We start from the raw sequence: 25011 nt of genomic DNA, 5'->3' as shown, positions 1-25011 counted from the left end.
GGGAGCCGTCGGCGTGGCGTTACCGCTCGACGGGTTCCGCCAGGACCGGCCAGTGCGTTCGGTGGTGGTCGATCGCCTCGTCGAGCCACTCGTCGACGAGTGCCGTCGGCTCGTCGAGCCACGCCATCGGGTCGTCGTGACCGTACCCCTCCAGGTCGACGAGCCGATCGAGGACGCCCTCGAGGACGCCGAGGGTGGCGAACGAGAGGTGCGACGGCTGGTAGCCGCCCTCCTGGATCAGCGCCAGGCGGCCGTCAGCGACGTCGTCGGCGAGCGCGCGGACCCGCGAGCCAAGCGTCCGGAACCCGCCGCGGGTGACGAGGTTTCGGCCGTTGGGGTCGACCGTGCCCGCGTCCTGCCCGGCGCTCACGAGGACGAGGTCGGGGTCGTACGACCGGACGATCGGCTCGACGACGTCCTCGAACAGGCGCTCGTACCCGCGGTCGCCCGTGCCGGGCGGGAGCGGAACGTTCACCGTGTACCCCCTTCCGTCGCCCTCGCCGTCCTCCGAAAGCGACCCCTCCTGCGGGTGGTACTCGGACCACGAGCCGTGGTCGTGGTGAGCGCTCACGAGGAGGACGTCGTCGCGGTCGTAGAAGACCTCCTGGGTCCCGTTGCCGTGGTGGACGTCCCAGTCGACGATCGCGACCCGGTCGACCCCGTCGGTCGCGAGCGCGTCGGCGGCGGCGACGGCCGCGTTGTTGAGGAAGCAGAACCCGTCCGCCTGGGTCGGCTGGGCGTGGTGACCGCTCGGGCGGCAGAGCGCGTACGGGACTCCCGGTCGGTCCGACAGCGCGTGGTCGGCGGCGGCGACCGCGGCCCCCGCGGCGACCCGCGCCGCGTCGTACGTCGCCTCGTTCGCCCCGGTGGTCGTCCGACCGATCCGGCCGCCGCCGTCGGCGCAGAACGCCTCGAGCCAGTCCACGTACTCGGCGTCGTGGACGCGCTCGATCGCCTCCCTGCTCGCCCGTTCGGGCTCGACGAAGCGACTCTCCTCGGGGAAGCCGTGTTCCACCGTCGCCACGATGTTCTCGACGCGCTCGCGACGGTCCGGGTGCGTCTCGTCGGCGGCAACGATCGGCGTCGACGGGTGTTTGAACGCCCCCGCCGGCTGCTCGTGGTCCAGCATGCGCTCGTGCCAGAAGACGGCCATCTCGGCGTCGCCTCCGCCGTTCGTCGTTCGTTCGACAGTCATCGTCCCGTCCCCTCACGCGAGCGGTCGGACGGGTTCGGTTCGGGCGCGCTCGCCCCCGTTCGGTTCGGCCTCGTTCCGGCGGTCGTCCCTTCGGACGACGCGTGTGTCGTGTGTCGCACGGGTTCGCTTTCGTGGGAGCTGTGAAAAGATCACGGCGTCCGAGCGGTGATCGGGAGTTCCCGCCATCGAGCGTCGGTTCCTCCCCGTTGGCACGAAGTGTACACAACAACCGTGTACTACGAATACGAAAAAAGACAACATTTATGTGAGGACGATTCGACAAGCGGACTGTGCTATCACGTATCACGACAGTCGGCCGGCGGGGGGGATCGGACGACGACCGTCGCGAGCGCCCGAGTTCGAGACGGCCCGATGGGGGTGATCCCGTGTGAGCGACGCGGAGGAGTCAGAGAGCCCGGTCACGGCGTTCCTCGAGGAGATCGACCCGGTCGTCTTCGCGTTCGGCGCGCTGATAACTCTGGGCGTGATCGTCGCGTTCTTCATCAGTCCGTCGACCGTCGAGAACGGCATCTCGTCGCTGAACGACCAGCTTCTCGGCGCGTTCAACTGGGCGCTGATGTTGATCGTGTTCCTGATCGTCTTGTTCCTCCTCTTCCTGATCGTGGGGCCGTGGGGCGGTATCAAGCTCGGCGACGAACCCCCGGAGTACAGTTTCCTCTCGTTTTTCGCGATGCTGTACTCGGCGGGCTTCGCGGCCGGTGTCGTGTTCTGGGGGCCGACCGAGGCGCTGTTCTACTACAGCAACCCCTCGCCGCTCTTCAGTAACGTCGAGGGCGGAACGGCCGAGGCGATGACGATCGCCGTCCAGCAGACGCTGTTCCACTGGGCGCTGCCGCAGCTCGCGGTGTTCACCATCATGGGCATCGCGATCGGTTACTTCGCGTACAACTACGAGAACGTCCCGCTGCGCGTCTCCTCCGCGCTCACGCCGATCCTCGGTGCCGACAACCTCGACGGCCCGCTCGCGAAGGTCGTCGACGTCCTCGCCGTCTTCGCGACGATCGGCGGCGTCGCCACGTCGCTCGGCTTCATCGGGAGCCAGTTCGTCACCGGCCTCGACTACCAGTGGGGGATCAACATGGGCGATCTCGGCATCCTGCTCGTCGTCACCACGATGACTCTGCTTTTCACGACCTCGATGGTGCTCGGGGTCGACAAGGGGATCCGCCGACTTTCGAATTTCAACATGATCCTCTTCGTCGTGCTCATGTTCGTGACGTTCGTCGTGGGCCCGACGCTGTTCCTCCTGCTTCTCGGCACCCAGGCGTTCGGCGGGATGATCTCCGATTTCGTCTCGATGAGCCTCTTCACCGGTGCGGGGCCACTGGGTGCGGGCGATACCGGTGCGACCGGATGGATCAACGCGTGGACGGTGTTCTACTGGGCGTGGGCGCTCTCGTGGTCGCCCTTCGCGGGGCTGTTCATCGCGCGGATCTCCAAGGGACGGACCGTCCGCGAGGTCGCGTTCACGGGGATCGTCGCGACCTCCGGTGCGACCATCCCGTGGTTCACGTTCGTCGGCGGCACCGCGGTCTGGGCACAGCACAACGGCATCGCCGACTTCGGCGCGGTGATAGCCGGCGAGGCCGGCCCCGAGGTGTCCGGATTCATCCTCTTCGAGGCGCTGAACTTCACGTTGAACCTCGGCGGGGCGTCGATGACGATCCCGATCGGATCCGTGCTGATCTACGCGTTCATGGTCCTCGTGACGACCTTCTTCGTCACGTCGGCGGACTCCTCGACGCTCGCCGTCTCGATGATGACGACCGGGGGAAAGGCGGAGCCGTCGAACATCAACCGGATCTTCTGGGGCGTCGTCCTTGGGATGACCGCGGCGATATTGATGATCCTCGGCGGCAGCGACAGCGCGGAGACGCTCCAGCAGGCGGCGATCATCACCGGCACGCCGTTCGCCTTCGTCTGCCTCCTCGCGATGCTGGCGCTGATCAAGGACTTCGGCGAGAACTACGACCAGGTGCTCTTCCAGAACGAGACCGTGCTGTACGGATCCGAGGGCGGCTCCGGGTCACAGGCCGAATCGCGGGCCGGATCCGCCGTCGAGTCCGACGACGACTGACGCGACTGACGACCGAATCGATCGACGCCGGCCCGGCCTGCCGGATCCGGTTCCGGCTCACGTTCTCCGCTCGGTCCGCTCGCGCCCCCGTTCCCGCCCGCTCGCGTGTCGGGAGAAGGTTTTAATGGACGTTGTACACACTTACTGTGTATGGACAGGGACACTGCGGAGCCGGACACCGGCGGGCTGCCGGGGCCGAACGCCGAGAAGTGGGTCGAACGCTACGGCGAAAACGCCGCGCCGAGCGAGTACTCTCACGAGTTCGTCTGGGACGTCACCCGCGAAGCGGACGGTCCCTTCGTCACCGACGTGGACGGCAACGTCCTCATGGATTTCACGTGTCACATCGGGGCTGCGCCGTTCGGCTACAACAACGAGAAGGTGCTCGGCACGCTCCGGGAGTTCGACCTCGTCGAGCCGATGAAGATCGCGGGCCAGGACATGTACTTCGGCTCCGGACCCGACCCGGACGCCGCGCCGTTCCCCGGATCGGCACGGCTGATGGAGGGGCTCACGGAGGTCTCCGCGACGTTCGGGCTCGACACCGTCTTCCTCTCGAACTCCGGGGCGGAGGCGATCGAGAACGCGATGAAGGTCGCCCACGACCACAAGCCGGCCGCGAAGTACGGCGTCGCGTTCGGCGGGAGCTTCCACGGCCGCACTCTCGGGACGCTCTCTCTCACCAACACCAAGGACGTCTACACCCGCCACTACCCGGAGGTCGCCGGGATCGAGACGGTGCCGTTCTGTGCGGACCGGGAGTGTTCCCCCGAGACGTGCGACTGCGGCTTCTTCGCCGGCGGCGGCTCCCAGCTGCGGAACGCGCTCGCGCCGGAGGGTGGCCACATCGACCCCGCGGAGGTCGCGTTCGTGGTCCTCGAACCGATCCAGGGCGTCGGCGGCTACCGCTTCCCGAGCGAGTCGTTCATGGCGGAGGTCGGCGCGGTGACCGACGAGTACGACATCCCCCTGATCGTCGACGAGATCCAGTCGGGCGTCGGCCGCACCGGGAGGTTCTGGGCGTCGGAGCACTACGACGTCGAGCCCGACGTGATCGGCGCGGCGAAGGCGCTCCGCGTCGGCGCGACGGTCGGCCGCTCCGAGCTGTTCCCCGACGAGAAGAACCGGCTCGGCTCCACGTTCGGCGGCGGCGACCTCCTCGGGTCGATGATGGGCGCGCTCACGATCGAGGCGATCGAGGAGCACGACCTGCTCGCGAACGCGCGGACGCGCGGCCGGCAGGCGAAGGAGCTGCTCGCGGACGACGCGGGCGACCACGTCGTCGACGTGCGCGGGAAGGGACTCATGCTCGCCGTCGAGTTCGACACGCCGGAGCGCCGCGACGACGTGGTCGCGGAGGCGTTGGAGCGCGGCCTGCTCACGCTCGGCTGCGGCAAGAAGACGATCCGGCTTCTCCCCCCGCTCGACTCGACGGAACGCGAGATCGACTTGGGTGTCTCGATCTTCCTCGAGGCGGTCGCGGCCGCGGGACCGACGCCGACGACTGCCTGAGTCGCCGGACACCGTTCGAACCCGTCGGGGAGGCGACTACCCGTCGAGCGACGCCGACCTCGCCGAGGCCGTCATCGATCGGCGCCGGAACCCGTCGAACCGCCGTCCGTCGCCGGGGCGTCGCCGCCGCCGGCCGAAACGTCGCCGTCGGTCGCCGTGACGTCACTGTCGGCCGCGACGTCGCCGTCGGTCGCCGTGACGTCACTGTCGGCCGCGACGTCGCCGTCGGTCGCCGTGACGTCACTGTCGGCCGCGACGTCGCCGTCGCCGACGCCGAGGATCGCCTCCGTCAGCACCCCGACGCCGATCGGCAGGCTCTCCTCGTCGACGTCGAACGTCGGGGAGTGGTGGCCGGTGGGGTGGTCGGTCCCGACGATCATGTACGTCGCGAGCCCGCCGTTCCCCTGGACGCGGTCCATCAGGTACGTCGCGTCCTCGCTCGCGCCGAAGTCCGCGATCGGCAGCACCTCGGTCACGCCCTCGACGCCCTCGGCGACGGACGCGACGTGGTCCGCGAGCTCCGGGTCGCTGTCCGCCCGCGGACACTCGGTCGTAACCTCGAACTCGAGCTCGCAGCCGTGCGACTCGGCGGCGCCGCGGAACGCCCGCTTCAGCCGCGACTTCCCGTACTCTTTGAGCGCCGTCGTCTCGCCGCGGGCCTCCGCCTCGACGCGCGCGCGGTCGGCGATCACGTTGCTCGCGCTCCCGGCCTCCGCGTACCCCACGTTCACGCGGGTCATCCCCTCGCTGTGTCTGGGGATCCCGTACGCGTTCGAGATGGCGGTGCCGAGCGCCTGCATCGCGTTGTCGCCCTCCTCGGGGGACTTGCCCGCGTGCGCCGAGGTCCCGTGGAAGACGGCCTCGACGTGTGCGATCGCGAGCGCCCGCTCGATGCCGGCGACGACCCGGCCGGTGGGGTGGCCGAGGCCGACGTGGACCGCGAACAGGTAGTCGATCCCCTCGATGAACCGGCTCTCCGCCATCGGGTGGCCGCCGCCGCCGAGCTCCTCGGCGGGCTGGAAGAAGACCACGAGCCGCCCGGAGAAGTCGCTCTCTTTCACCGCCTCGAGCGTCGCGAGCCCCATGGTCATGTGCGCGTCGTGGCCGCAAGCGTGCATCACGCCGTCCGTGTCCGACCGGAACCCCTCGCGGGCGGGGGCGTGCTCGTCGTCCGCCGACTCCTCGATGAACAGGCCGTCGATGTCGACTCGCAACCCGACGGTCGGCCCCTCGCCGCGCTCGAGGACGGCCACGCAGCCGGTGACGCCCCCCTCGGTCCGTTCGAGCACGTCCTCGCGCGCGCCGAGGTCGCGGGCGCGGTCGACCCACTCCTCGTAGGCGTCGTCCTCGAGGACGCCCATCCGGTCGGCGGGGTCGTACGCCTCCCGCCCGACCGCGAGCTCGTCGACGCCGATCCGCTCTATCTCCTCGACCAGTCGGCTCGTGGTGTAGAACTCGCGCCAGCCGGGCTCGGGGTGTTCGTGAAGTCCTCGGCGCGTCTCGACGAGCCGCTCCGCCACGGGTCGTGTCATGTGAGTCCGTGACGCTCGGATGTACTTAAACGTACACGATGATCGTGTATGAAGACTACAAAAAAGGTAAGTACCGGTCCGGCGAACTCCCGGACGTCACCGCCATCGCGCGGCGAATCCACCAATGAGCGACCAGCCAGACGTCGTCGTCCTCCGCGAGGGGACCGAGGGACTGTCGATGGGATCGTACGCCGAGACGCTCCGCGAGCGCCTGCCCGACCGCGAGGTCGCGCTGGCGCGGACGCCCGCGGAGGAGCGGGAACTCGTCCCGCGGGCGCGGGTCGTCACCGGGATCACGGTCGACGAGGCGCAGATCGCCGACGCGGACCGCCTGGAGCTGTTCGCGTGTACCTTCGCCGGCACCGACCACGTCCCCGTCGAGGCGCTCACGGAGCGCGGCGTGGCCGTCACCAACGCCGGCGGGATCCACGCGCCGGGGATCGCGGAGCAGTCGATCGCCAACATGCTCGTGTTCGCTCGTCGGCTCCACGAGGGGTGGCGACGCAAGTCGAACGCGGAGTGGCGACACTTCCAGTCGTTCGAGTTCACGGGCAGCACCGTCACCGTGATCGGGCTCGGCTCCATCGGCCGGCACGTCGTCGAGCGCCTCGAGGGGTTCGACGTGGAGACGATCGGGGTCCGCTACACCCCCTCGAAGGGCGGACCGACCGACGAGGTGGTCGGCTTCGAGGCGGACGCGATCCACGACGCGCTCGCACGCAGCGACTACGTCGTCGTCGCGTGCCCGCTCAACGACCTCACGCGCGGGCTGATCGGCGAGCCGGAGCTGGCGACGCTGCCGCCGCACGCGGTCGTCGTCAACGCCGCCCGCGGGGGGATCGTCGACACCGACGCCCTCGTCTCCGCGCTCCGCTCCAGCGGGCTCCGCGGGGCCGCCCTCGACGTGACCGACCCCGAGCCGCTGCCCGCGGACCACCCGCTGTGGGACCTCGAGAACTGCCTGATCACGCCCCACACTGGCGGCCATACCCCGAAACACTGGGACCGGCTCGCCGACATCGTCGCGGACAACGTCGCCGCGATCGACGCCGGCGGCGACCCCGCCGACCTCCGGAACCTCGTCGCCGCGCCCGACGACGGCAACTGAGCGGTTTCGGTCCCCGAGGGCGATCCGCCGACCGTCGTCCGTCTTTAATACCTCAGCGAGCGTGGGTGTACGTGGTGTATCATCAATGGTAACGGATCGGTCAACCGCCGGAGACGCCGTCGACGCCGTCGTCGAGGAGTCGACTGACGACGCGCTCACGAGAGAGAAATCGATGGACTCGGAGGCGACCGAGCCGGGGATGACGGAGGCGACCGAGTCGGGGACGACCGCGCCGACCGCCGACACGGCGACGGGTACCGGGCTCGAACCCAACGTCGCGGGCGCGCTCAGCTACCTGCTGGGGCCGATCACGGGCGTGCTGTTCTACGTCTTGGAGCCCGAGGACGCCTTCGTCCGGTTCCACGCCGTTCAGAGCACGCTGGTCTTCGGCGGCCTGTTCGTCGCCTCGATCGTGCTCTCGGTCGTCCTCACCGTGATATCGTTCGTACCCGGCGTCGGCTGGATCGCGGCCGCGGCGCTGGGACTCGGGAGTCTGCTCCTCACGCCGGTCGCGTTCCTCGCGTGGGCGTTCCTGCTGTACAAGGCGTACAGCGGCGAGGAGTACTCGGTGCCGCTCGTGGGCTCGTACGCTCGAACCTACGCGACCGTCAAGGAGTGAGCTGCGCGACGCGGTCGATCCCTGCCGGTCTCACGCCGTGAACAGCCGGCGAGGGAAGTCCGCGAGCGTCTCCGCGCCCGTCGCGGTGACCCGGAACGTCTCGCTGAGTTCGACGCCGAACTCGTCCTCCCACAGTCCGGGGATCATGTGGAAGGTCATCCCCTCCTCCATGACGGTCTCGTCGCCGGGGCGGATGCTGGCGGTGTGTTCGCCCCAGTCCGGCGGGTAGCCGAGCCCCATCGAGTAGCCGATCCGGTCCTCCTTTTCGACGCCGTACCGCGCTATCGTCTCGCGCCACTCGCGCTCGACGCGTTCGCAGGTGACGCCGGGCTCGACGACGTCGAGCGCGGCCTCGATCCCCTCGACGACGACGTCGGCGGTCTCCCGAATGGCGTCCGGCGGGTCGCCGACGAACGTCGTCCGCGCGAGCGGCGAGTGGTAGCGGTGGCGACACCCCGACAGCTCGATGAGGACGGGGTCGCCCTCCTCGAACTCTCGGTCGGTCCAGGTGAGGTGGGGCGTCCCCGTGTGGTCGCCCGAGGGCATGAGCGGGACGATCGCGGGGTAGTCGCCGCCGTACTCGTCGGTGCCGCGGACCAGCCGGTCGTAGATCGCGGCGGCGGCCTCGTACTCCGGGACGCCCGCCTCGATGGCGTCGAGCCCCGCGAGCATCGCCTCCTCGGAGATGCGGGCGGCCTCCTCCATGTACGCGATCTCGCGGTCGGACTTGCGTATCCGGAGCCAGTTGACGAGGAGGTCGGCGTCGACGAACTCCGCGTTCGGCAGCTGCGACTGGAGCCGAGTGTACGACTTCGCCGTGAAGTAGGAGGCGTCCATCTCCACGCCGATGCGGCCGGCGTCGACCCCCAGGTCCTCGAGCACGTCCGCGAGGTAGTCCATCGGGTGGAGGTCGTACGGGGAGTGGACGTGGTCGTCGCTGTACGCGCGCATGTTCTCCTCGGCGAGCCACGTCGTGGCGCGCGCGCCGTTCCGGTCCATGTCGCGGCCGACCCACACCGGCTCGGGATACTCGCGCGTGACGACGACGGCCTGGTGGACGTAGAAGGACCAGCCGTCGTAGCCCGCGAGGTAGTTCATGTTCGCCGGATCCGAGACGACGATGGCGTCGAGATCGCGCTCGCGGAGGCGCTCCTTGGTGCGGTCGACCCGCGATTCGTACTCCGATCGGGGAAAGACATCGTGTGGCATGGTCCGGGCTCTACCGGTCCCCTCTCTCGCGCGGAGGTAAAATATTTCGTGTACGAGAACTACGGAAACCGTTTACCGATCTGCGACGGACGCCCCCGTAGAGGGGAGAACGCTTATGCGAGTTCGCCGGACAGGAGGGGGCATGACGGTAACCGTCGTCTCTACCGGCGGCACGATCGCCTCGACGCCGGACTCCGGCGGGGACGCGAGCCCGGAGCTCACCGGCGAGGACCTCGTCTCCGCCGTTCCCGAACTGGCCGACGTCGCGGACGTCGACACGCGGGAGTTCTCCAACGTTCCGAGCGCGCACTTCACGGTCGAGCAGATGGGAGACCTCGCGCGGTTCCTCGCGGAACTCGACGGGGACGGAGACGTCGAGGGGATCGTCGTCACGCAGGGGACGGACGTGCTCGAGGAGTCGGCGTACTTCGTCGACCTCTGTTACGACGGCGAGACGCCGGTCGTCTTCACGGGGGCGATGCGAAACCCATCGCTACCGAGCCCGGACGGCCCCGCCAACCTCCTCGCGAGCGTGAGGACGGCGACGAGCGACCGCGCGTCCGGACGCGTGCTCGTCGCGTTCAACGACCGGATCCACGCGGCTCGAGAAGTGACGAAGACGAACTCGATGAACCTCGACACGTTTCGGTCGCCGGAGTTCGGCCCGCTCGGAGTCATCGACGAGTCGCGCGTCACGTGGCGGCGGACGCCCGCGTCGCCCGATCCGGACCTCGCCGTCGAGTACGACGATCTCACGAACGACGTACACGCCGCCTTCGTGACCGCGGACGTGCCGCCGGCACAGCTCGCCCCCGCCCGCGAGAGCGACGCGCTCTGTCTCGCGGCGACGGGTGCCGGGCACATCCCCCCGACGATCATCCCCGAGTTGGAGTCCGTCGCCGAAAACGGCGTCCCGATCGTCGCGACCACGCGGTGTCCTGAGGGTCGACTCGCGCGGGACACCTACGGCTTCCGCGGAAGCGAGCGGACGCTTCAGGATCTCGGGTGCTACTACAGCGACCTGAACCTCCAGAAGACGCGGATCCGGACGATCGTCGGGCTCGCGGCGGACCGTCTCGACGACGTCTTCGAACGACCGGGCGAGTGATCTCGGCGGGTCGGCCGTGTCGATTCCCGTCCCTTCTTACGCATAGCGTCGTCCGAAACGTCCGATCTATACAGTCTGCTTGTAGTACGGGTGTTTCAGTAGAGATCGGGGTGATGAGAACGGGATCGTTGCTGGCGCGGTGACGACGTCCAAAGCCCCAGCCGCGAGGACTCGCGCGGCTCGCTGCGCTCCTCGCTCAGTCGCTTTGCTCCTTCGCTGCGGTGTCGCCGGCGGCTCCGCCGCCGGCTGCCCGTGGCGCGTAGCGCCACGCTGCTTACGTCGCCGGGCTTCGTCCTCGTAGCTGCCCCTTTGAGTCCCACCCCGCCCCGCACAGCACCGCACCTCACGCCTCCCCAACCTCGCGGCTCACTTCGTTCGCCGCGTCCCTCGCGTTCCGGTCGCGGGCCTCCGGCCCGCTCCCGGGCGCGCCACCGCACGGCAGAATCGCTCATTCCTTCGCCTGTACTGTACGATCCCACAGTCTCTCGTGGGACCGGAACGGTGTATGAGTGTCACCAACTGTGGAGTTCACCAACGCCTGGTCACGTGTTGCCGCCTACCTCTCCGGTCTTCCCATCGGCCGCCGGGAACCACATGGAGACGAGCGTTCCGGTGGGATCGCGAGTCTCGATGGTCAACCGGCCACCCGACCCCGTGACGATCCAGTGGACGAGCCAGAGGCCGAGCCCGCTCGCGTGCTCGAGAGCCGTCTCGCGTCCCTCCGAGAACACCGTCCGCTCGATCGGCGGGATTCCCGGACCGTCGTCTCCGATCTCGACGCGGTACCCGTCGTCGTCCGGCTCGACGCGCACCTCGATGTTCGCCACGGGTTCGTCGTGGTGAACCACCGCGTTCTCCAACACGTTCCGCACCGCGGACCCGAGAAGTTCGTCGGCCGACACCACGGCCCGCTCGGGCGTCGACAGCGACACCGACGTCTCGGGAAACGCGGTCTCGAGCGAGTCGCACAACCGCGGAAGCAGCGACGCGAGGTCGATCTCCGTCCGGTCGAACTCGTCGTGGAGCGCCACGTCGATCTCGCGAGCCTGGTCGCTGAGGTGTGTCAGCGTCTCCACCTTTCGGTCGATCACGTCGAGGTGTTCTTCTCCCTCCGCGTCGACGTGGTCCCGGAGGAGGTCGGCGTACCCGCCGATCACGTTCGCGTCGTTCTTCAGATCGTGTCTGAGAACGCGGTTGAGGACCTGAAGCCGCTGTTCGTGTCTCCGCCCCTCGGTCACGTCCATCGCGGTTATCACCACCTCGTCCGCGGCGTTCTCGAAGAGCGGCTCGACGGTCGTCTCGAAGGTACGCCAGTCGCCGTTCGCGTGGGCGATCCGAAGTTCGAACACCTGCGATTCGCCCGTTTCGAGCGCGGATTCGAACCGGCGCTGGCTCTCGCGCCGGTCCTCCGGGTGGACGAGATCGAGGACCGGTCGCCCCTCGATCGTCGCCGCCTCGCGGCCGAGAAGACGGTCGACCGACGGGCTCACGTACCGGAACAGGCCGTCGGTTCCGCAGACGGCGATGACGTTCGGAGACTTCTCGATGAGCGCCCGATACCGGCGCTGGAGCGTCTCGTGTTCGGTGACGTCGCGGAACAGGAGGACGCTCCCCCCGCTTCCGACGCCGGGGTCGGTCGTGGAGAGCGCGTGTTCCGTGACGGTGAGAAACCGGGGACCGTTCCCGGTGTCGACGGTCACTCGGCCGTCCCCGCCGGTTTCGGCGCGGCCGACGGCGTCGACGACCGACTCCCCGTCCTCGAACGCCGTCTCGACCGGCCGACCGAACTCGAGGGACTCGAACAGCCCGCGGGCCCGACCGTTCGCGTCGACGACCCGGTCGTCACCGTCGAGGACCACCACGCCGTCATCGAGGTCCTCGAACACGGCTCGCCGGGCGACCGGCGAGAGATCGAGCAGCCGGTATCGGAACACCACCCAGGCGACGATCCCCGCGGTCACGGCGAAGGCGATGGGCGTGAGGTCCACGAACGCGGGCCCCAGCGACGACCACGCGTTGAGAACGCTGACGGCCATCGGGATCACGCCGGCCGCGAGCAACAGCGTCGCCTGCCGCCGGTAGACGCCGTCCCGGTCGGCCGCGGCGTACCCGAGCACGAGAAACGTGATCAGGTTCACGACGTAACTGTACGCGAGGAACGCCAGGAACGCGACCGTCGGGGCGAACCGGACCACGAGATATCCGCCGTCGACGGTCTCGAGCGAGGGGGACCGATAGAACAGGGGGTCGGCGCCGAGGGACCACACCGCGACGACGACGGTCGCCGGGACCAGACAGATCGCCGCCAGCCGCTCGGGGCGGAACCAAGCCGAACGCTCGGTGTACGCCAGCACGAACGTCGGCCACGCGACGCTCAGCGTACCGACGCCGAGCCAGACGAACCGGTTCCAAAACAGCGTCGCCTCGAGCGTGGTCGCAGACAGCTGTGCCGCGTACGCCGTGGACCACACGCCCCCACCGAGGGTGACGCCGAGGAAGGGCCACACGAGCCGCTTCGGTCCCTGGAACCGACGCGCGAAGACGTACGTCGCGATGGCGAACGACGCCAGCCCCGCCACGAGCAGAGGCACCGTGTACGGCGTCGTCTGCCAGGCCATCGATACCGGAGGGATGCGTGTTGACGGTAAAAATCGAACGGAGGGCGCGAACGGGCCGGATCCCGGATCCTCCCCGCCGGAGCGTGCCGCTACCGCCCGGTCCGCATCGCGTGGGCGAGGGGAACGACGGACCGTCTCACACGATCTTCATCATCCGCGTCTCGAACTTTCCGACGCGGACGCGAACCCACCCCGCGAGTTCGTCGTCGAGTTCCGGGTCGTCCGTGTCGACGCGAAGCGCCCGGACGTCGTCGAGTTTCGCGCGGGACGCGACGATCGTCACGTCGCACTCGCGGATCACCGCCGGCGAGAGCTGCGGATTCCCCCGGCCGAAGACGAACCCCTGCCCGCCGATCGGCGAGACGACGATGACGTTCTCCTCACCGAGCTCCGCGAGGATCTCCGACTCGGTCGCGTCGAGCGCGACCACCTCGCCGTCGCGCCAGACGTCGACGCCGATCGGGGAGGGAGAAAAGCCGAGTTCGGCCTTGATCGCGCCCACCGTCGATCCGGGCCCGAGGACGTAGGTGACTCCCTCTCCCTCCCGCGCCCGGACGTCCTCGGCGACCCCCTCCGCCAGCGACTCGACGGTGCCGCTCGCGGTCTGTTTCGACGACTGGAGGTCCTCGGCGACCGGGACGTGTGCGACCCCGCGAAGCTCGGGGTGGACCTCGCCCTCGCGGTAGGCGTCCTCGTCGATGTCCATCACCTCGCGGCGCTCGGTCCGCGAGAACGTCGCCGCGACCTCCGCGGCGTCCTCCGGCGAGACCGCGAACACCGACGAGTACACCTTCACCCCCGCGGGGACGCCGAGCATCGGCGTATCCGTGCCCTCCAGTGCCGCCGACACGTCCGTCGCGGTTCCGTCGCCGCCGACGAACAACACGAGGTCGACGCCCTCCGCCAGAAAGGCCCCCACCGCACGGCGGGTGTGGTCGGCGGTGGTTTCCCTCTCGGCCCCGTTCCGCCCCTGGTCGTCCTCGAACGGGTCGACGACCCGAACCGGGTCGAACCCCGCCTCGCGGACGATCCGCTCGCCCATCGGGTCGGCGACCGTCGAGACGGTCGTCTCCGGCGCGACCACGGCGAGCCGCTCCATCGCCCGCCGCGCTCGGTCCGGCGCGCGCGGCTCCGCGCCCCTCGCGCGGGCCTCCTCGACCTTCCCGTCGGTCCCCTTCAGTCCCACGCGACCGCCCATCCCGGCGATCGGGTTCATCACGACGCCGACGTGCATACCCGACGTTGCGGGGGCGACCACTTAACGGATCTCCGGTGAGATCACCCGATCGCGGACCGCTCCGGCGGGCGATCAGGTTGAACGCGCCGGCCGGTGTCCGACGGCCGAAGATCAACCTTTAAGCCGGAACCCGGACAACCTCCGGACATGATCCTGTCCGCCGTCCAGCCCGAGCCGCTCCCGATCGAGGCGACCGCGCTCGCCGTGCTCGCCGTCAGCCTGATCGTCACCGCCGTGTGGGTCGCCTATCTCGCGCGCTGAACCCGACGACCGACGCCGGCGCTCCCGGCTCGTCCCCTTCCTCACTCCACCAGTTCCGCCCGGTCCCGCAGCCACGCGGCGGCCCGTTCGGCCTCCGCCGCGTCGTCCGCGGTTATCTTCACCCTGACGCTCTCGCCGGGATACGACCCCACGCGCACGTCGAACCGCTCTCTGAGTTCGGAGAATCGGTCGATGAGCGTGCTCTCCGGCTCGTCGACGGCGACGACGACCGCGTGGGTCGGGACGCCGTCGAACGCCGACTCGACGCGCTCGAACATCGCCTTCATCTCGGTCGGGACGCCCGGAAGCACGTAGGCCGACTCGACGACCGCGCCCGGCGCGACCCCCGCCTCGTTGGGGAGCGGCCGGCAGCCGGCGGGCAGGTGCGTCGTCTCCGCGACGAGGTCGTCGGCGCTGTATCCCCGCTTTTCGAGCCACGCGGCCGCCTCCTCGTTCTCGACGACCTCCCGGCCGAAGGCGGCGGCGACCGCCTCCATCGTCACGTCGTCGTGAGTCGGCCCGAGTCCGCCGGTGACGATCACGGCGTCGTACTCCGCGTGGTACTCGTTGACGACGCGGGCTATCTCCCCGACCTCGTCCGGGACGACGGTCACCCGCCGGACCGCGACGCCCCGGTCGTCGAGTCGGCCGCAGAGCCACGTCGCGTTCGTGTTCTCGGTGTCTCCGACGAGGAGCTCGTCCCCGACGGTGACGATCGCGGCGTTCATGCGCGAACCCACGCGCGGCGAGTAAAAAAGGCCGCCGGCGGTCGGATCGCATCGGTGGCGGGACGGGGCGGGGCGGCGTCGACGTCGCCCGCCTAGAGGAACCCGTCGTCCTCGTCGTCGTACACGTCGAGGCCCATCTCGCGGCGGCGCTCGCGGAGCTCCTCGAGCTGGCGTTTGAACCGGAGCGTTCCCACGATCGCGACGAGGACCGCGACGGCGAGGATCCCGCCGAAGATCACGAGGTCCGTCTCGCGGTACGCCTGGACGACGATCGACCCCGTCACCTCCTCCCAGACGATCCGGTCGCGGTCGCCGACCGTCTCCACCTCGTAGCTTCGCGGCGAGACGTGCCCGACGAGCGGGAAGTCCGTGCTGAACCCGGCCGGGAGCGTCACGGCGTACGAGCCCTCGACGTACGCTAGCGACGTGAACCGCCGGGGCGACCCGGCGCCCGAGAAGGCGACCTTTCCGCCCTCCATGTCGTCGCCGAGGCGGATCCACGTCTCGTCGGGGGTCCGCTCGACCTCGCCCCCGCGGGCGCGGAACTCGCTTCCCGCCACCACCTCGCCGTCGGGGTAGCGGTACCGGAACGCCTCGAACTCCAGCGGCTGGTCGCCGGCGTACGGGGTCTGTCGGTACAGTCGGATCTCGTCGCGGCCGGAGAGGTCGTAGACGACCGTGTAGCGCGCGTCCGTCGAGAGCTCGAAGGCGGCGTCTCGGTCGGTGTCGAAGTCGTACCCGCGCGGCGGTTCCGCGTCGAGGGTTTCGTTGGTGACCTCGCCGCCGCCGGTCGCGTAGTCGAGGCAGCCGGCACTGGCGGCGAGCAGCGCGACGAGCGCCACCGCGAGCGCGAAGCGTCGATTCACGTGTTCAACTCACCTCAGACGACACAGCGCATCTCCGCCGGGAGATACGAGCCGATCGCGGCCAGCAGTCCCGGCGGGTCCGTGTTCTCGGTACAGACGATGCTCTGCTCGAGGAGGCCGAGCCGCTCGACGGTGACGATGTCACGCGCGTGGCCCGCGCGGTTCACGGTCGCGCGCACCTCCCCGCGCGTCGCGGAGTTGACGTTCAGCCGTCCCGGACCTCGCTGCCAGTCGTAGAGGCGGTCGCGCTCGGCGTCGGCGAGCCGGTGTGCGCCCGCGTCGTCGGCGTCCGTCCCCGCGTCCGGACCGCCGCTCTCCCCGCCGTGGACGAACTTCATGGGAAGGTGCTGGACGAGCCCGAACCGCTCGACGACCTGTTCGGGCGAACCGACGCCCAGCCCCAGCTCGTCGGCCGGAAGGTGAACCTCCTCGCCCGCGTCGAGGACGAAGCCGTCCGCGTCCCACGACTCGAGGGTGCCGACGTACGTCTCGCCGGGGACGAACCCCTCGTCGTGGGCGACGACCTCGCCCCACGTCTCCGCGAGGACGTTTCGGGCGACCGTGGCGTCCTCGCCGGTCACGTCGACCTGGACGAACCCGTCCTCGCGGACGCCGACCGTCCACTCGACGGCGAGCTCGCCGACGTCGTTGTCGACGAGCGAGTACATCCCGTCGAGCGCGCGGTCGCGGGCGTCGCCCTCGACGTAGCACTTGGTCGCGAGAACGACCATCAGCCGGTCACGTCCGCGTTGAGCTCGTCTCGAAGCTCGTCGAGGCGCGCCGACAGCGCCTCCTGGAGCCGATCGTTCTCCATCGCGTCGAGCGGCGAGCCGCACTCGGGACACTCGAAACCGAAGTCCATCGCCTCGCCGAACTCGAACCGGAGCGAACACACCTCACAGAGGTAGAACTCGTGGGTGCGCTCGTACTCCTCGCGGTCCTCCAGGGCGTCGAGCAGCCGGTACATCTCCTCCTGGAGGTTCTCCGGGATGTTGTCGTAGTGGAACGTCCAGAGGTACGTGAGCCAGCCGGAGTCCTCGTCGCGGACCCGCCGGTAGGTGGCGAGGTCGTTCTCGTAGAGGATGAAGAGCGCGCGGCGGACGTCGTTGAGCTCCAAGCCGAGCTCCTCGGCCAACTCCTCGTCGGTCACCTCGCCGTCCGGGGGTGCGGCCGCGACCGGCATCCCCGTCGGCCCCACGAGTTCGTGGAGGTACTTCTGGATGACGGGGTCGTTCAACAGGTCCTCAAAAGCCATTACCGTGATCTGGCGGCGGAGCGAGGTTAAAAGCTCCGGAAGGCGGATCCGACGCCTCCGGCCGGTCGCCCTCCGACGGGATCGACGGCCTCCGGCAGAGCTATACGCCGCCCGCGCCACGCCTCCCTCGTATGAACTCCGGTGCGATCGATCGGGCGTCCACGGCAGTCGGCGCGCTCGCGCTCGCGACCGTTCCGGTCGTCCTCGCGACGATCCCGGTCGTCCCCCTCGCGTGGCTCCTCGGCGTCGCCGTCGGCCTCGATGTCGGCGGCGGGGTCGTCGGGCTCGCGACCGCCCTCGTCGGGCTCGCGACCTCGGCCGCGCTCGGTCCGGTCCTCGTCGACCGGCGGATCGCCCGGCTCCCCGCGGCCGACCTCGACGACCGTCCCGCCGCGTTCATCGAGTCGCGCGTCGACGCGGTCGCGGAGTCGGTCGGCGTCGACCCGCCGCCGGTGACGGCCGTCCGGGCCGAGGCGGCCAACGTCGCCGTCGCCGACGGCTACCGGGGGTCGCGGCTCGTCGTCTCCACGCGGCTCCTCTCGTTGCCGGCGGCGGACCGCGACGCCGCGTTGCGCCACGCGGTGGTCAGACTTCGCACCCGCGAGGCGGCCTTTACGACCGCGCTGTTACCCGGACTCGTCGTCGTGGAGTGGGTGACGCTGCTCGCGACGCTTCTCGTCGGTCGCCGGTCCGACCGCAGCCCGGCGGACCGCCGCGTCAACCGGATCCACGGGTACGAGCCCGACCGCGAGCGGATCCCGGCACCGGCGTACGCCGCCGCCGGCCTCCTCGTCTGGATCGTCGCGCTCCCGGCGTGGATCCCGGCGGTCGTCGGCGACCGGCTGTTCGTCGCCGACCGCCGGCGCGCCGCCGACGCCGCGGTGGCCCGCGCCGGCGAGACGGAACGCGACGGCCTCGCGAACGCGGTCGCGTTCGCGGGCGAGGCCGCCGGCGCGGCCGACTGGCCGCCGCTCTTCGACCGACTCTCGTTCGTCTCGATGGCGGACGACGAGACCGGTCGGGTGCGCGGGACGAGCCGACAGGAGGCGCGAGTTCGGCTCGCTCGGCTCCGGTCGAAGCGGGCGCTGTAGGCGCTCGTCGCCCCCGCTACCGGCTCCGGGTGGCCCTCACGACTCGGTCGGGTCCGTCGGGACGGACAGTCGAAGGGTCGTGCCCGCCCCCCCGCCGGTGCTCACGGAGAAGTCTCCGCCCGCCTTGCTCACGACCCAGTACATCAGCCAGAGGCCCAGCCGGTCGGCGTGTTTCAGCGACGTCTCGCCGAGTCTGAGCACGTGCGTCTCGTGGTCCGGGATCCCCGGACCGTCGTCCTCGATCTCGACCGCGATCCACCCCGGCTCCGGGCGGTCGACCCGGATCTCGACGGACGGGTTCGGGGCACCGTTGTGTTTCACCGCGTTCTCGACGCCCTCCTCGATCGCGGTCAGCAACCCGAGAACGGTGACCTCGAGCGGGTCGTCCTCGGGGACGGACAGCTCGAAGGTCGCGTTCGGGTACCGCCCCTCGAACGTGTTCACGAGCTCCGAGAGCCGGTCGCGCAACGCGGTCGCGGGCGCCGCGGCGTCGGACGACGACAGCGTGTGTTCGATCTTCCGGACCGCCTCCGCGATCCGCATGAGGTCGTCCGTCGTCTCCGCTATCACCTCGATCGATCGCTCGTGCTCGTCGTCGACCTCCTCGCGGAGGAGCTCCGCGTAGCCGTCGATGGGGTTCATCTTGTTCCGGAGGTTGTGGTCGAGCACGCGGTTCATCACCTCCAGCCTGCGCTCGCGGATCTTCCGGTCGGTGATGTCCGTCTGGAACCCGACGTAGTCCGTGACGGTCCCCTCCGCGTCGCGTATCGGCGCGACCGTGAGCCGGTTCCAGAACGTCCGACCGTTCGCCCGGTAGTTCAGGACGTCCACGGAGACCGGCTCCTCGGCGTCTATCGCCTCCCGGACCCGCGCCGTCGTCTCCTCGTCGGTCTCCTCGCCCTGGAGGAACCGACAGTCCTCGCCGAGCATCTCGGAGCCGTACCCGGTCAGCCGCTCGAACTCCGCGTTCGCGTAGGTCAGCGGGTTGTCCTCCGTCCCCGGCTCCGCGAGGGTGATACCGACCGGAGCCTCGTCCATCGCCCGCTCTTTCAGCCGCAGCTCCTCGACCGTCTCCGCGAGCCGCAAGGAGGTCTCCCGGCGCTCGACTAGGTTCGCGACTCGGGCGGCCAGCTCGGCGCGTTTCACCGGGAGGTCGACGACGTCGTCGACGCGCTCCCACGCGCGCTCCGCGGCCGGGCCGCTCGCGTCCTCGGGAACCAGAAGGACGAACGGGAGGAACGCGGGGGCCGCCCGCTCCCGCCGCGGCTCGATGGCTCCGGCCGCCCGCTCGAACCCGGCCGCGTCGAGGAGACAGCAGTCGAAGGTCGACTCGAGCGCGGCCGCGTCCGTCGCCGTCTCGACCCGATACCGCCCGCTCAGTGCCTCGACGAGCAGGTCGCGGTCGCGTCCCGGTCGCATGAAAAGCAGCAGGCCGGGTCTCTCCCCGCGGTCGCCGGAGTCGCGGACGGCGTCCCCGTCGACCTCCTCGGAACCCGAGCCCATATCCCATAATAAAACCGGACACGTCCACTAATGGTTGTCCCTCTACATTGCCGCTCGCCGCGGCGTCGTCCTTTATAACTCTACTCGCCGAACGCCGACGGGATGTCACCATCACTCCCCGAGCGGGCCTCGACCGGCGTCGCCGGGCTCGACGAGATCCTGTCCGGCGGGCTGATCCGGGAGCGGAGCTACATGATCGACGGGCGGGAAGCGGGAAGACGATCCTCGGCCTCCGCTTCCTCGACGAGGGCGTCGAACGAGGCGAGGCGGCGCTCTTCATCAACCTCGAGGAGGACCTCGGCGACCTGAAGGCGAACGCCGCGGCCCTGGGGTTCGACACCGAGGCGATCGACTTTCTCGATCTGAGCCCGAACGCGGACGTCTTCACCGAGGACCAGTCGTACGAAGTGTTCGCCCCCTCGGAGGTCGAACGGGAGGCGCTCACCGAACGGATCGTCGAGGGGATCTCCGAGGTCGATCCGGACCGGGTCGTCGTCGATTCCCTGACACAGCTGCGGTTCCTGACCGACGACGACTACCAGTTCCGCAAGCAGGTCGTCCGATTCATGCGCTTTCTCAAGGGGCGGAACGCGACCGTGCTGTTCACCGTCCAGGACACGCCGTCGCTGCCGAGCGACGACCTCGAGTTCATCACGGACGGGACGATCGTGTTGGGTACCGAGGCGCACGGGAAGTCGATCCGCGTGCCGAAGTTCCGCGGCTCCTCGACGCAGGGCAGCGACCACGCCTACCGGATCACCGACCGGGGGATCGCGGCCTATCCGGCGCTCCAGCCGGGCGAGCACGTCGGTGAGTACGAACTCGAGACCATTTCCTCGGGCATCCCCGAGGTGGACGAGCTGCTCGCCGGCGGGCTCGAGCGCGGGACCGTGAGCATCGTCAGCGGTCCGACCGGCGTCGGCAAGACGACGCTCGCCACGCAGTTCATGAAGGAGGCCGCCGGCCGCGGGGAGCGGTCGGCCATCTACCTCTTCGAGGAGACGAAGGAGACGTTCCTCACCGGTCGCGGGCGGTCAACATCCCCGTCGACCGGATGATCGAGAAGGGGACCCTCGACGTGACCGAAGTGGAGGCGCTGGAACGGTCGCCCCAGGAGTTCGCGCGAATGGTTCGCGAGGAGGTCGAGGAGCGCGACGCCGACATCGTGATGATCGACGGGATCTCGGGGTACCGGCTCACCCTCCGTGGCGAGGAGACAACGATGCTCCAGCATATGCACGCGCTCGGCCGCTACCTCAAGAACATGGGCGTGACCGCCGTCTTCGTCGACGAGACGCGCAACGTCACGGGGGAGTTCCGGGCGACGATGGAGAACATCAGCTACCTCGCCGACAACATCGTCTTCTTACGGCACCTGGAGATACACGGGGAGATGCGCAAGGCGATCGGCGTGTTGAAGAAGCGGACCAGTGACTTCGAGCGGACGATCCGCGAGTTCGAGATCACGGAACACGGGATCAAGGTCGGCGAGCCGATGTCGAACATGCGCGGCATCCTGCGGGGAACGCCCGAGCTGATCGACCGGGAACGCACCGAGTACGGCTGTGAGGGCCGGTAGATCCGCGCCCGAAGGGCCGGGCGGTCGAGATCCGACGGCCCGCCCGAACTACCCGTCGTCGTCCGCGTCGACCACCGTCTTACCGGTCGCCTCGGGCACCACGCGGCGGTCGGCGTCGACCCACTCGCGGTCGAGTTCCTCGCCCTCGAAGAGCCTGTCGAGGAAGACGGCGAGGCCGGCGACCTCCGAGTGCGGCTGGTTCGTCACGCCTACGTTGAAGTCGGCCCGCTCGTAGAGCGCCCACGGCACCTTCTCGCCGCCGACGACGACGAGGAGGTCCCGGCCTCCCTCGTCGCGGCCGTCGCCGCCGTCGCCGTCGACGACCTCGTCGCCGCCGCGGACCGCCCGGCGGATCGCCGCCTCGACGTCCTGGATCCGCTCGCCGTACATCGTGAGGTGGACGACGACGCCCTCCCAGTTCCGGACGATCGCCTTCTGGTCGTCGCGCAACTCGACCGCGAACGGGCCGCCGAACCGGTCCGTGACCCCCCGCACCGTCTCCGCGGACTGGCCGGCGTTGTCCGGGAGGATCACCCGGTCCGCGCCGAGCGCCCGCGCGGTCAGGCCCACGTGCGTCGTCATACGGTCGTCCCGCCCAGGTCGGTGGCCGTACCGGAGGACGACGACCGCGCCCGTCTCGCGCGTCTCGTTCATACGCCCACCTGCGACGGGGAGGCGTGAGGGCCTTTCGATGCCGACGGCCGGCCCGACGGCGGCTCATCCGTCGAGGCGATCCACGAATGCGGATCGATAGGCTCGGCGGGCCGTCGAGGTGACCACGTAACTGAAAGCTTCATTTGGGAGGCGGTCGCGGATCCGGTATGACGAGCGTCAAGGAGTTCCGCGTCGTCGAGCCCGCGACCGCCGACGGCCTCGGCCGCGGCCGGTTCGCGTTCACCGACGCCTATTCCGTGTTCGACTGGGGACGGATGCCCGACGCGATCCCGCGCAAGGGCGCGAGCCTCTGCGCGATGGGCGCGTTCAACTTCGAGCGGCTGGCCGACGCCGGCGTCCCGACTCACTACCGCGGCGTCGTCGACCCCGTCGCGGTCGAGTCGGGAACCGACCCCGAGGACGCGGTCGTCCCGCTCGCCGAGGCCGACGCGCCGCCGACGGAGATGGCGATCGCGTTGACGCAGGTGCCGGACCTCCCGTACGCGGGTCCCGACGCGGGATACGACTACGACGCGTTCCACGCCGCGGGCGGGGAGAACTACCTCGTCCCCCTGGAGGTCGTCTTCCGGAACACGGTCCCCGTGGGGTCGAGCCTCCGGAGCCGACGCGATCCCGCCGACTTCGACCTCCCCTTCGAGGAGTGGCCGGACGGGTCCGTGGACCTCCCCGAGCCGGTGGTGGAGTTCTCGACGAAGTACGAGGAGCAGGACCGCTACCTCTCGCGCGAGGAGGCCGACCGGATCGCCGGCCGGGCCGACGTCGACCGGCTCGCCGACCTCGCGCGCGACGTGAACCGCGTCGTCACCGACCGCGCCGAGGCGGCCGGGTTCGTCCACGAGGACGGCAAGATCGAGTGTCTCTACGTCGACGGGGAGCTCCGCGTCGCCGACGTGGTCGGCACCTTCGACGAGAACCGGTTCTCCTACGACGGCCAGCAGGTCTCGAAGGAGGTCGTCCGCCAGTGGTACAAACGCGTCGACCCCGAGTGGGTCACGGCGGTCGGCGAGGCGAAGGCCGCGGTCGCCGACCGCGACCTCGCCGACTGGCGCGAACTCTGCGAGGAGCGACCGATCGACCTACCGGACGACGTTCTCGAGACGGTCTCGGCGATGTACGCCGCCGGCGCGAACGCCTACACCGGGACCGACTGGTTCGACGCACCCCCCGTCGACGAGGCGGTCTCGGCCGTCCGGTCGCTGGACGGGTAGGGACTCGTTCGTCGGAGCGAGTCGGTTCCCCCCCGATGAGTCTCTCTCCCGATCGTTCAGTACAGACAAAACACCGACTGATCGCGGTGGCGCGCCTCCGAGTGCCCGACAGGGCACGAGGAGCCCGCGAGGGACGCTGCGAACGCAGTGAGCAGCGAGGTTGGGGAGGCGTGAGGTGCGGTGCGGTGCGGGGTGGGTGGGACTCAAAGGGGCAGTCGCGAGGACGAAGCCCGGCGAAGCAAGGACCGCAGGAACGAGCGGAGCGAGTGACGAGGACCACAGCGAGCCGCGCGAGTCCTCGCGACTGGGGCTTTGGGGATCGTCACCGCGACAGCAAGGGTCCCGTTCTACTCACCCCGATCACTACTGAAACACCCGTACCACAAGCAGGTTCCGGCGACCGGTCGTTTCGGACTGAGAGACGCCCCAAGAACGGGAGTTCGACGGAGCCCGCGGGAGGCGAACCGCGACGAGTGAGCGGAGAGGCGAGCGTCGCCCGCCGACCGTTCCGCTCCCGCAACCTCTTTGCGGCCCCTCGACGAACCCGAACCCATGAGTCACGGACCCCTCGACGACGACGCGGTCGAGAGCTACCGGGAGGCCGGCGCGGTGCTGGTCGAGGCGATGAACGAGGCCAGGTCGATGGTCGAGCCGGGCCGAACGCAGCTCGAGGTCGCCGAGTGGGTGGAGGACTTCGTTCGCGAGGAGGGGGCGGGGCTGGCGTTCCCCGTCAACCTCAGCGTCGGTCCCGAGGCCTCGCACGCGACCCCGTCCCGCGACGACGAGACGGAGTTCGGCGAGGAGATGGTGTGTCTCGACGTCGGCGTCCACGTCGACGGCTACATCGCCGACGCCGCAGTCACCGTCGACCACACCGGCACCGTCGAGCTCGTTGAGGCCGCGGAGATGGCCCTGGAGGCCGCGATCGACGAGGCGGGCCCCGGCGTCGAGGTGGGCGTCGTCGGGAGGGCGATCGAGGACGTGATCCGGGGGTACGGCTACACCCCGGTGTTGAACCTCTCCGGACACGGCGTCGAGCGGTACGACGCCCACACGGGGCCGAACGTCCCCAACCGCGGCGTCGACCGCTCCGTCGAGCTGGAGCCCGGCCAGGCGGTCGCCATCGAGCCGTTCGCGACCGACGGCCGCGGCAAGGTCGGCGAGGGAACCGACGAGGAGATCTTCGAACTCGAACGCGAGCGGAGCGTCCGCGACCGCAGGGCGCGACAGGTACTCGAGGAGATCCGGGAGTTCGACGGGCTCCCCTTCGCCGCCCGCTGGCTCTCCGACGACCGCGCCGGGATGGCGCTACGCCGGCTCAAACAGGCGAACGTGGTCAAGGGCTACCCCGTCCTCAAGGAGGCCGACGACGCGCTCGTGAGCCAGGCGGAACACACCATCCTCGTCACCGAGGACGGGGTCGAGGTGACGACGGCGGGTATCCACGGATTCGATGACGGGTAGATCCACGTTCGACGAGTAGCAGGTTCCCGAGCCCGCTCCGCTCACGGGACCGCCCCGCAGCTCACGCCTCCCCGGCCTCGTTGCTCGCGCTCGCGGCTTCGCCGCTCGCGTATCGAGGGACTCACTCCGTTCGTCCCTCGTGCCG

At 69.7% G+C, this 25011-nt stretch carries 19 protein-coding genes and 1 pseudogene; 9 read left to right on the top strand and 11 right to left on the bottom strand.

Features of this window, described 5'->3' with window-relative positions; all coding sequences use genetic code 11:
- Positions 1-19 precede the first annotated feature (19 nt).
- On the bottom strand, positions 20-1195 hold the full coding sequence (locus NO889_RS10930) for an arginase family protein (RefSeq protein WP_256412282.1): 1176 nt from the start codon (positions 1193-1195) through the stop codon (positions 20-22).
- A gap of 388 nt (positions 1196-1583) precedes the next feature.
- Here NO889_RS10930 and NO889_RS10925 point away from each other — a divergent pair, with 388 nt between their 5' ends.
- Together NO889_RS10925 and NO889_RS10920 are read left to right on the top strand one after the other, a co-directional pair.
- Positions 1584-3293 (top strand): BCCT family transporter, encoded by a 1710-nt coding sequence (locus tag NO889_RS10925; protein ID WP_256412281.1) that lies wholly within the window; start codon positions 1584-1586, stop codon positions 3291-3293.
- Positions 3294-3443: 150 nt separating this feature from the next.
- Complete coding sequence (locus tag NO889_RS10920) at positions 3444-4805, top strand: aminotransferase class III-fold pyridoxal phosphate-dependent enzyme (RefSeq protein WP_256412280.1); 1362 nt, start codon at positions 3444-3446, stop codon at positions 4803-4805.
- Positions 4806-4876: 71 nt separating this feature from the next.
- Here NO889_RS10920 and NO889_RS10915 read toward each other — a convergent pair whose 3' ends face one another.
- Positions 4877-6337 (bottom strand): amidohydrolase, encoded by a 1461-nt coding sequence (locus NO889_RS10915; RefSeq protein WP_256412279.1) that lies wholly within the window; start codon positions 6335-6337, stop codon positions 4877-4879.
- 124 nt (positions 6338-6461) lie between these two features.
- Here NO889_RS10915 and NO889_RS10910 point away from each other — a divergent pair, with 124 nt between their 5' ends.
- Positions 6462-7445: an NAD(P)-dependent oxidoreductase gene (locus NO889_RS10910; protein WP_256412278.1), complete on the top strand. Its 984-nt coding sequence runs from the start codon at positions 6462-6464 to the stop codon at positions 7443-7445.
- 85 nt (positions 7446-7530) lie between these two features.
- Positions 7531-8064 carry a DUF4870 domain-containing protein gene (locus NO889_RS10905; RefSeq protein ID WP_256412277.1) on the top strand — a complete coding sequence of 178 codons (534 nt, stop codon included), beginning with the start codon at positions 7531-7533 and terminating at the stop codon, positions 8062-8064.
- 30 nt (positions 8065-8094) lie between these two features.
- Here NO889_RS10905 and NO889_RS10900 read toward each other — a convergent pair whose 3' ends face one another.
- Positions 8095-9273 carry a M24 family metallopeptidase gene (locus NO889_RS10900; protein ID WP_256412276.1) on the bottom strand — a complete coding sequence of 393 codons (1179 nt, stop codon included), beginning with the start codon at positions 9271-9273 and terminating at the stop codon, positions 8095-8097.
- Between the two features lie 142 nt (positions 9274-9415).
- Between NO889_RS10900 and NO889_RS10895 the strand changes: the two genes are divergently transcribed.
- Positions 9416-10381, top strand: a complete 966-nt coding sequence (locus tag NO889_RS10895; RefSeq protein WP_256412275.1) for an asparaginase — start codon at positions 9416-9418, stop codon at positions 10379-10381.
- A gap of 542 nt (positions 10382-10923) precedes the next feature.
- Here NO889_RS10895 and NO889_RS10890 read toward each other — a convergent pair.
- The 6 genes from NO889_RS10890 to NO889_RS10865 form a co-directional block, all read right to left on the bottom strand.
- Positions 10924-12999, bottom strand: coding sequence for a histidine kinase N-terminal 7TM domain-containing protein (locus NO889_RS10890; protein ID WP_256412274.1), 2076 nt, complete (start codon positions 12997-12999; stop codon positions 10924-10926).
- 136 nt (positions 13000-13135) lie between these two features.
- On the bottom strand, positions 13136-14233 hold the full coding sequence (locus NO889_RS10885) for an ATP-NAD kinase family protein (protein ID WP_256412273.1): 1098 nt from the start codon (positions 14231-14233) through the stop codon (positions 13136-13138).
- 305 nt (positions 14234-14538) lie between these two features.
- Positions 14539-15225, bottom strand: a complete 687-nt coding sequence (locus NO889_RS10880) for a competence/damage-inducible protein A (RefSeq protein ID WP_256412272.1) — start codon at positions 15223-15225, stop codon at positions 14539-14541.
- Between the two features lie 92 nt (positions 15226-15317).
- On the bottom strand, positions 15318-16091 hold the full coding sequence (locus NO889_RS10875) for a DUF5803 family protein (protein WP_256412271.1): 774 nt from the start codon (positions 16089-16091) through the stop codon (positions 15318-15320).
- 14 nt (positions 16092-16105) lie between these two features.
- Positions 16106-16822, bottom strand: a complete 717-nt coding sequence (locus NO889_RS10870) for a DUF2110 family protein (RefSeq protein ID WP_256412270.1) — start codon at positions 16820-16822, stop codon at positions 16106-16108.
- Positions 16822-17346 (bottom strand): transcription factor, encoded by a 525-nt coding sequence (locus NO889_RS10865; RefSeq protein WP_066416873.1) that lies wholly within the window; start codon positions 17344-17346, stop codon positions 16822-16824. The genes NO889_RS10870 and NO889_RS10865 overlap by 1 nt, the downstream gene beginning before the upstream one ends.
- Before the next feature lie 131 nt (positions 17347-17477).
- Here NO889_RS10865 and NO889_RS10860 point away from each other — a divergent pair, with 131 nt between their 5' ends.
- Positions 17478-18437, top strand: coding sequence for a hypothetical protein (locus NO889_RS10860; RefSeq protein ID WP_256412269.1), 960 nt, complete (start codon positions 17478-17480; stop codon positions 18435-18437).
- A gap of 36 nt (positions 18438-18473) precedes the next feature.
- Here NO889_RS10860 and NO889_RS10855 read toward each other — a convergent pair whose 3' ends face one another.
- Positions 18474-19940: a PAS domain-containing protein gene (locus tag NO889_RS10855; protein WP_256412268.1), complete on the bottom strand. Its 1467-nt coding sequence runs from the start codon at positions 19938-19940 to the stop codon at positions 18474-18476.
- A 102-nt stretch (positions 19941-20042) separates the two neighbouring features.
- Between NO889_RS10855 and NO889_RS10850 the strand changes: the two are divergent.
- Positions 20043-21519 (top strand): annotated as a pseudogene (locus tag NO889_RS10850) (ATPase domain-containing protein).
- A gap of 48 nt (positions 21520-21567) precedes the next feature.
- Here the strand turns inward: NO889_RS10850 and NO889_RS10845 are convergent.
- A complete protein-coding gene (locus NO889_RS10845) occupies positions 21568-22173 on the bottom strand; it encodes a tRNA (cytidine(56)-2'-O)-methyltransferase (protein WP_256412267.1) in 606 nt (201 codons plus the stop codon).
- Positions 22174-22340: 167 nt separating this feature from the next.
- Here NO889_RS10845 and NO889_RS10840 point away from each other — a divergent pair, with 167 nt between their 5' ends.
- A complete protein-coding gene (locus tag NO889_RS10840; protein ID WP_256412266.1) occupies positions 22341-23402 on the top strand; it encodes a phosphoribosylaminoimidazolesuccinocarboxamide synthase in 1062 nt (353 codons plus the stop codon).
- Positions 23403-23954: 552 nt separating this feature from the next.
- Positions 23955-24866, top strand: coding sequence for a type II methionyl aminopeptidase (gene map, locus NO889_RS10835; protein ID WP_256412265.1), 912 nt, complete (start codon positions 23955-23957; stop codon positions 24864-24866).
- Positions 24867-25011 lie beyond the last annotated feature (145 nt).

The organism is Halorubrum rubrum, from assembly GCF_024494685.1.
Lineage (GTDB): Archaea > Halobacteriota > Halobacteria > Halobacteriales > Haloferacaceae > Halorubrum > Halorubrum rubrum.
Note: the sequence above shows the minus strand (reverse complement) of the source record. Positions and strands in the feature narration are given on the sequence as shown.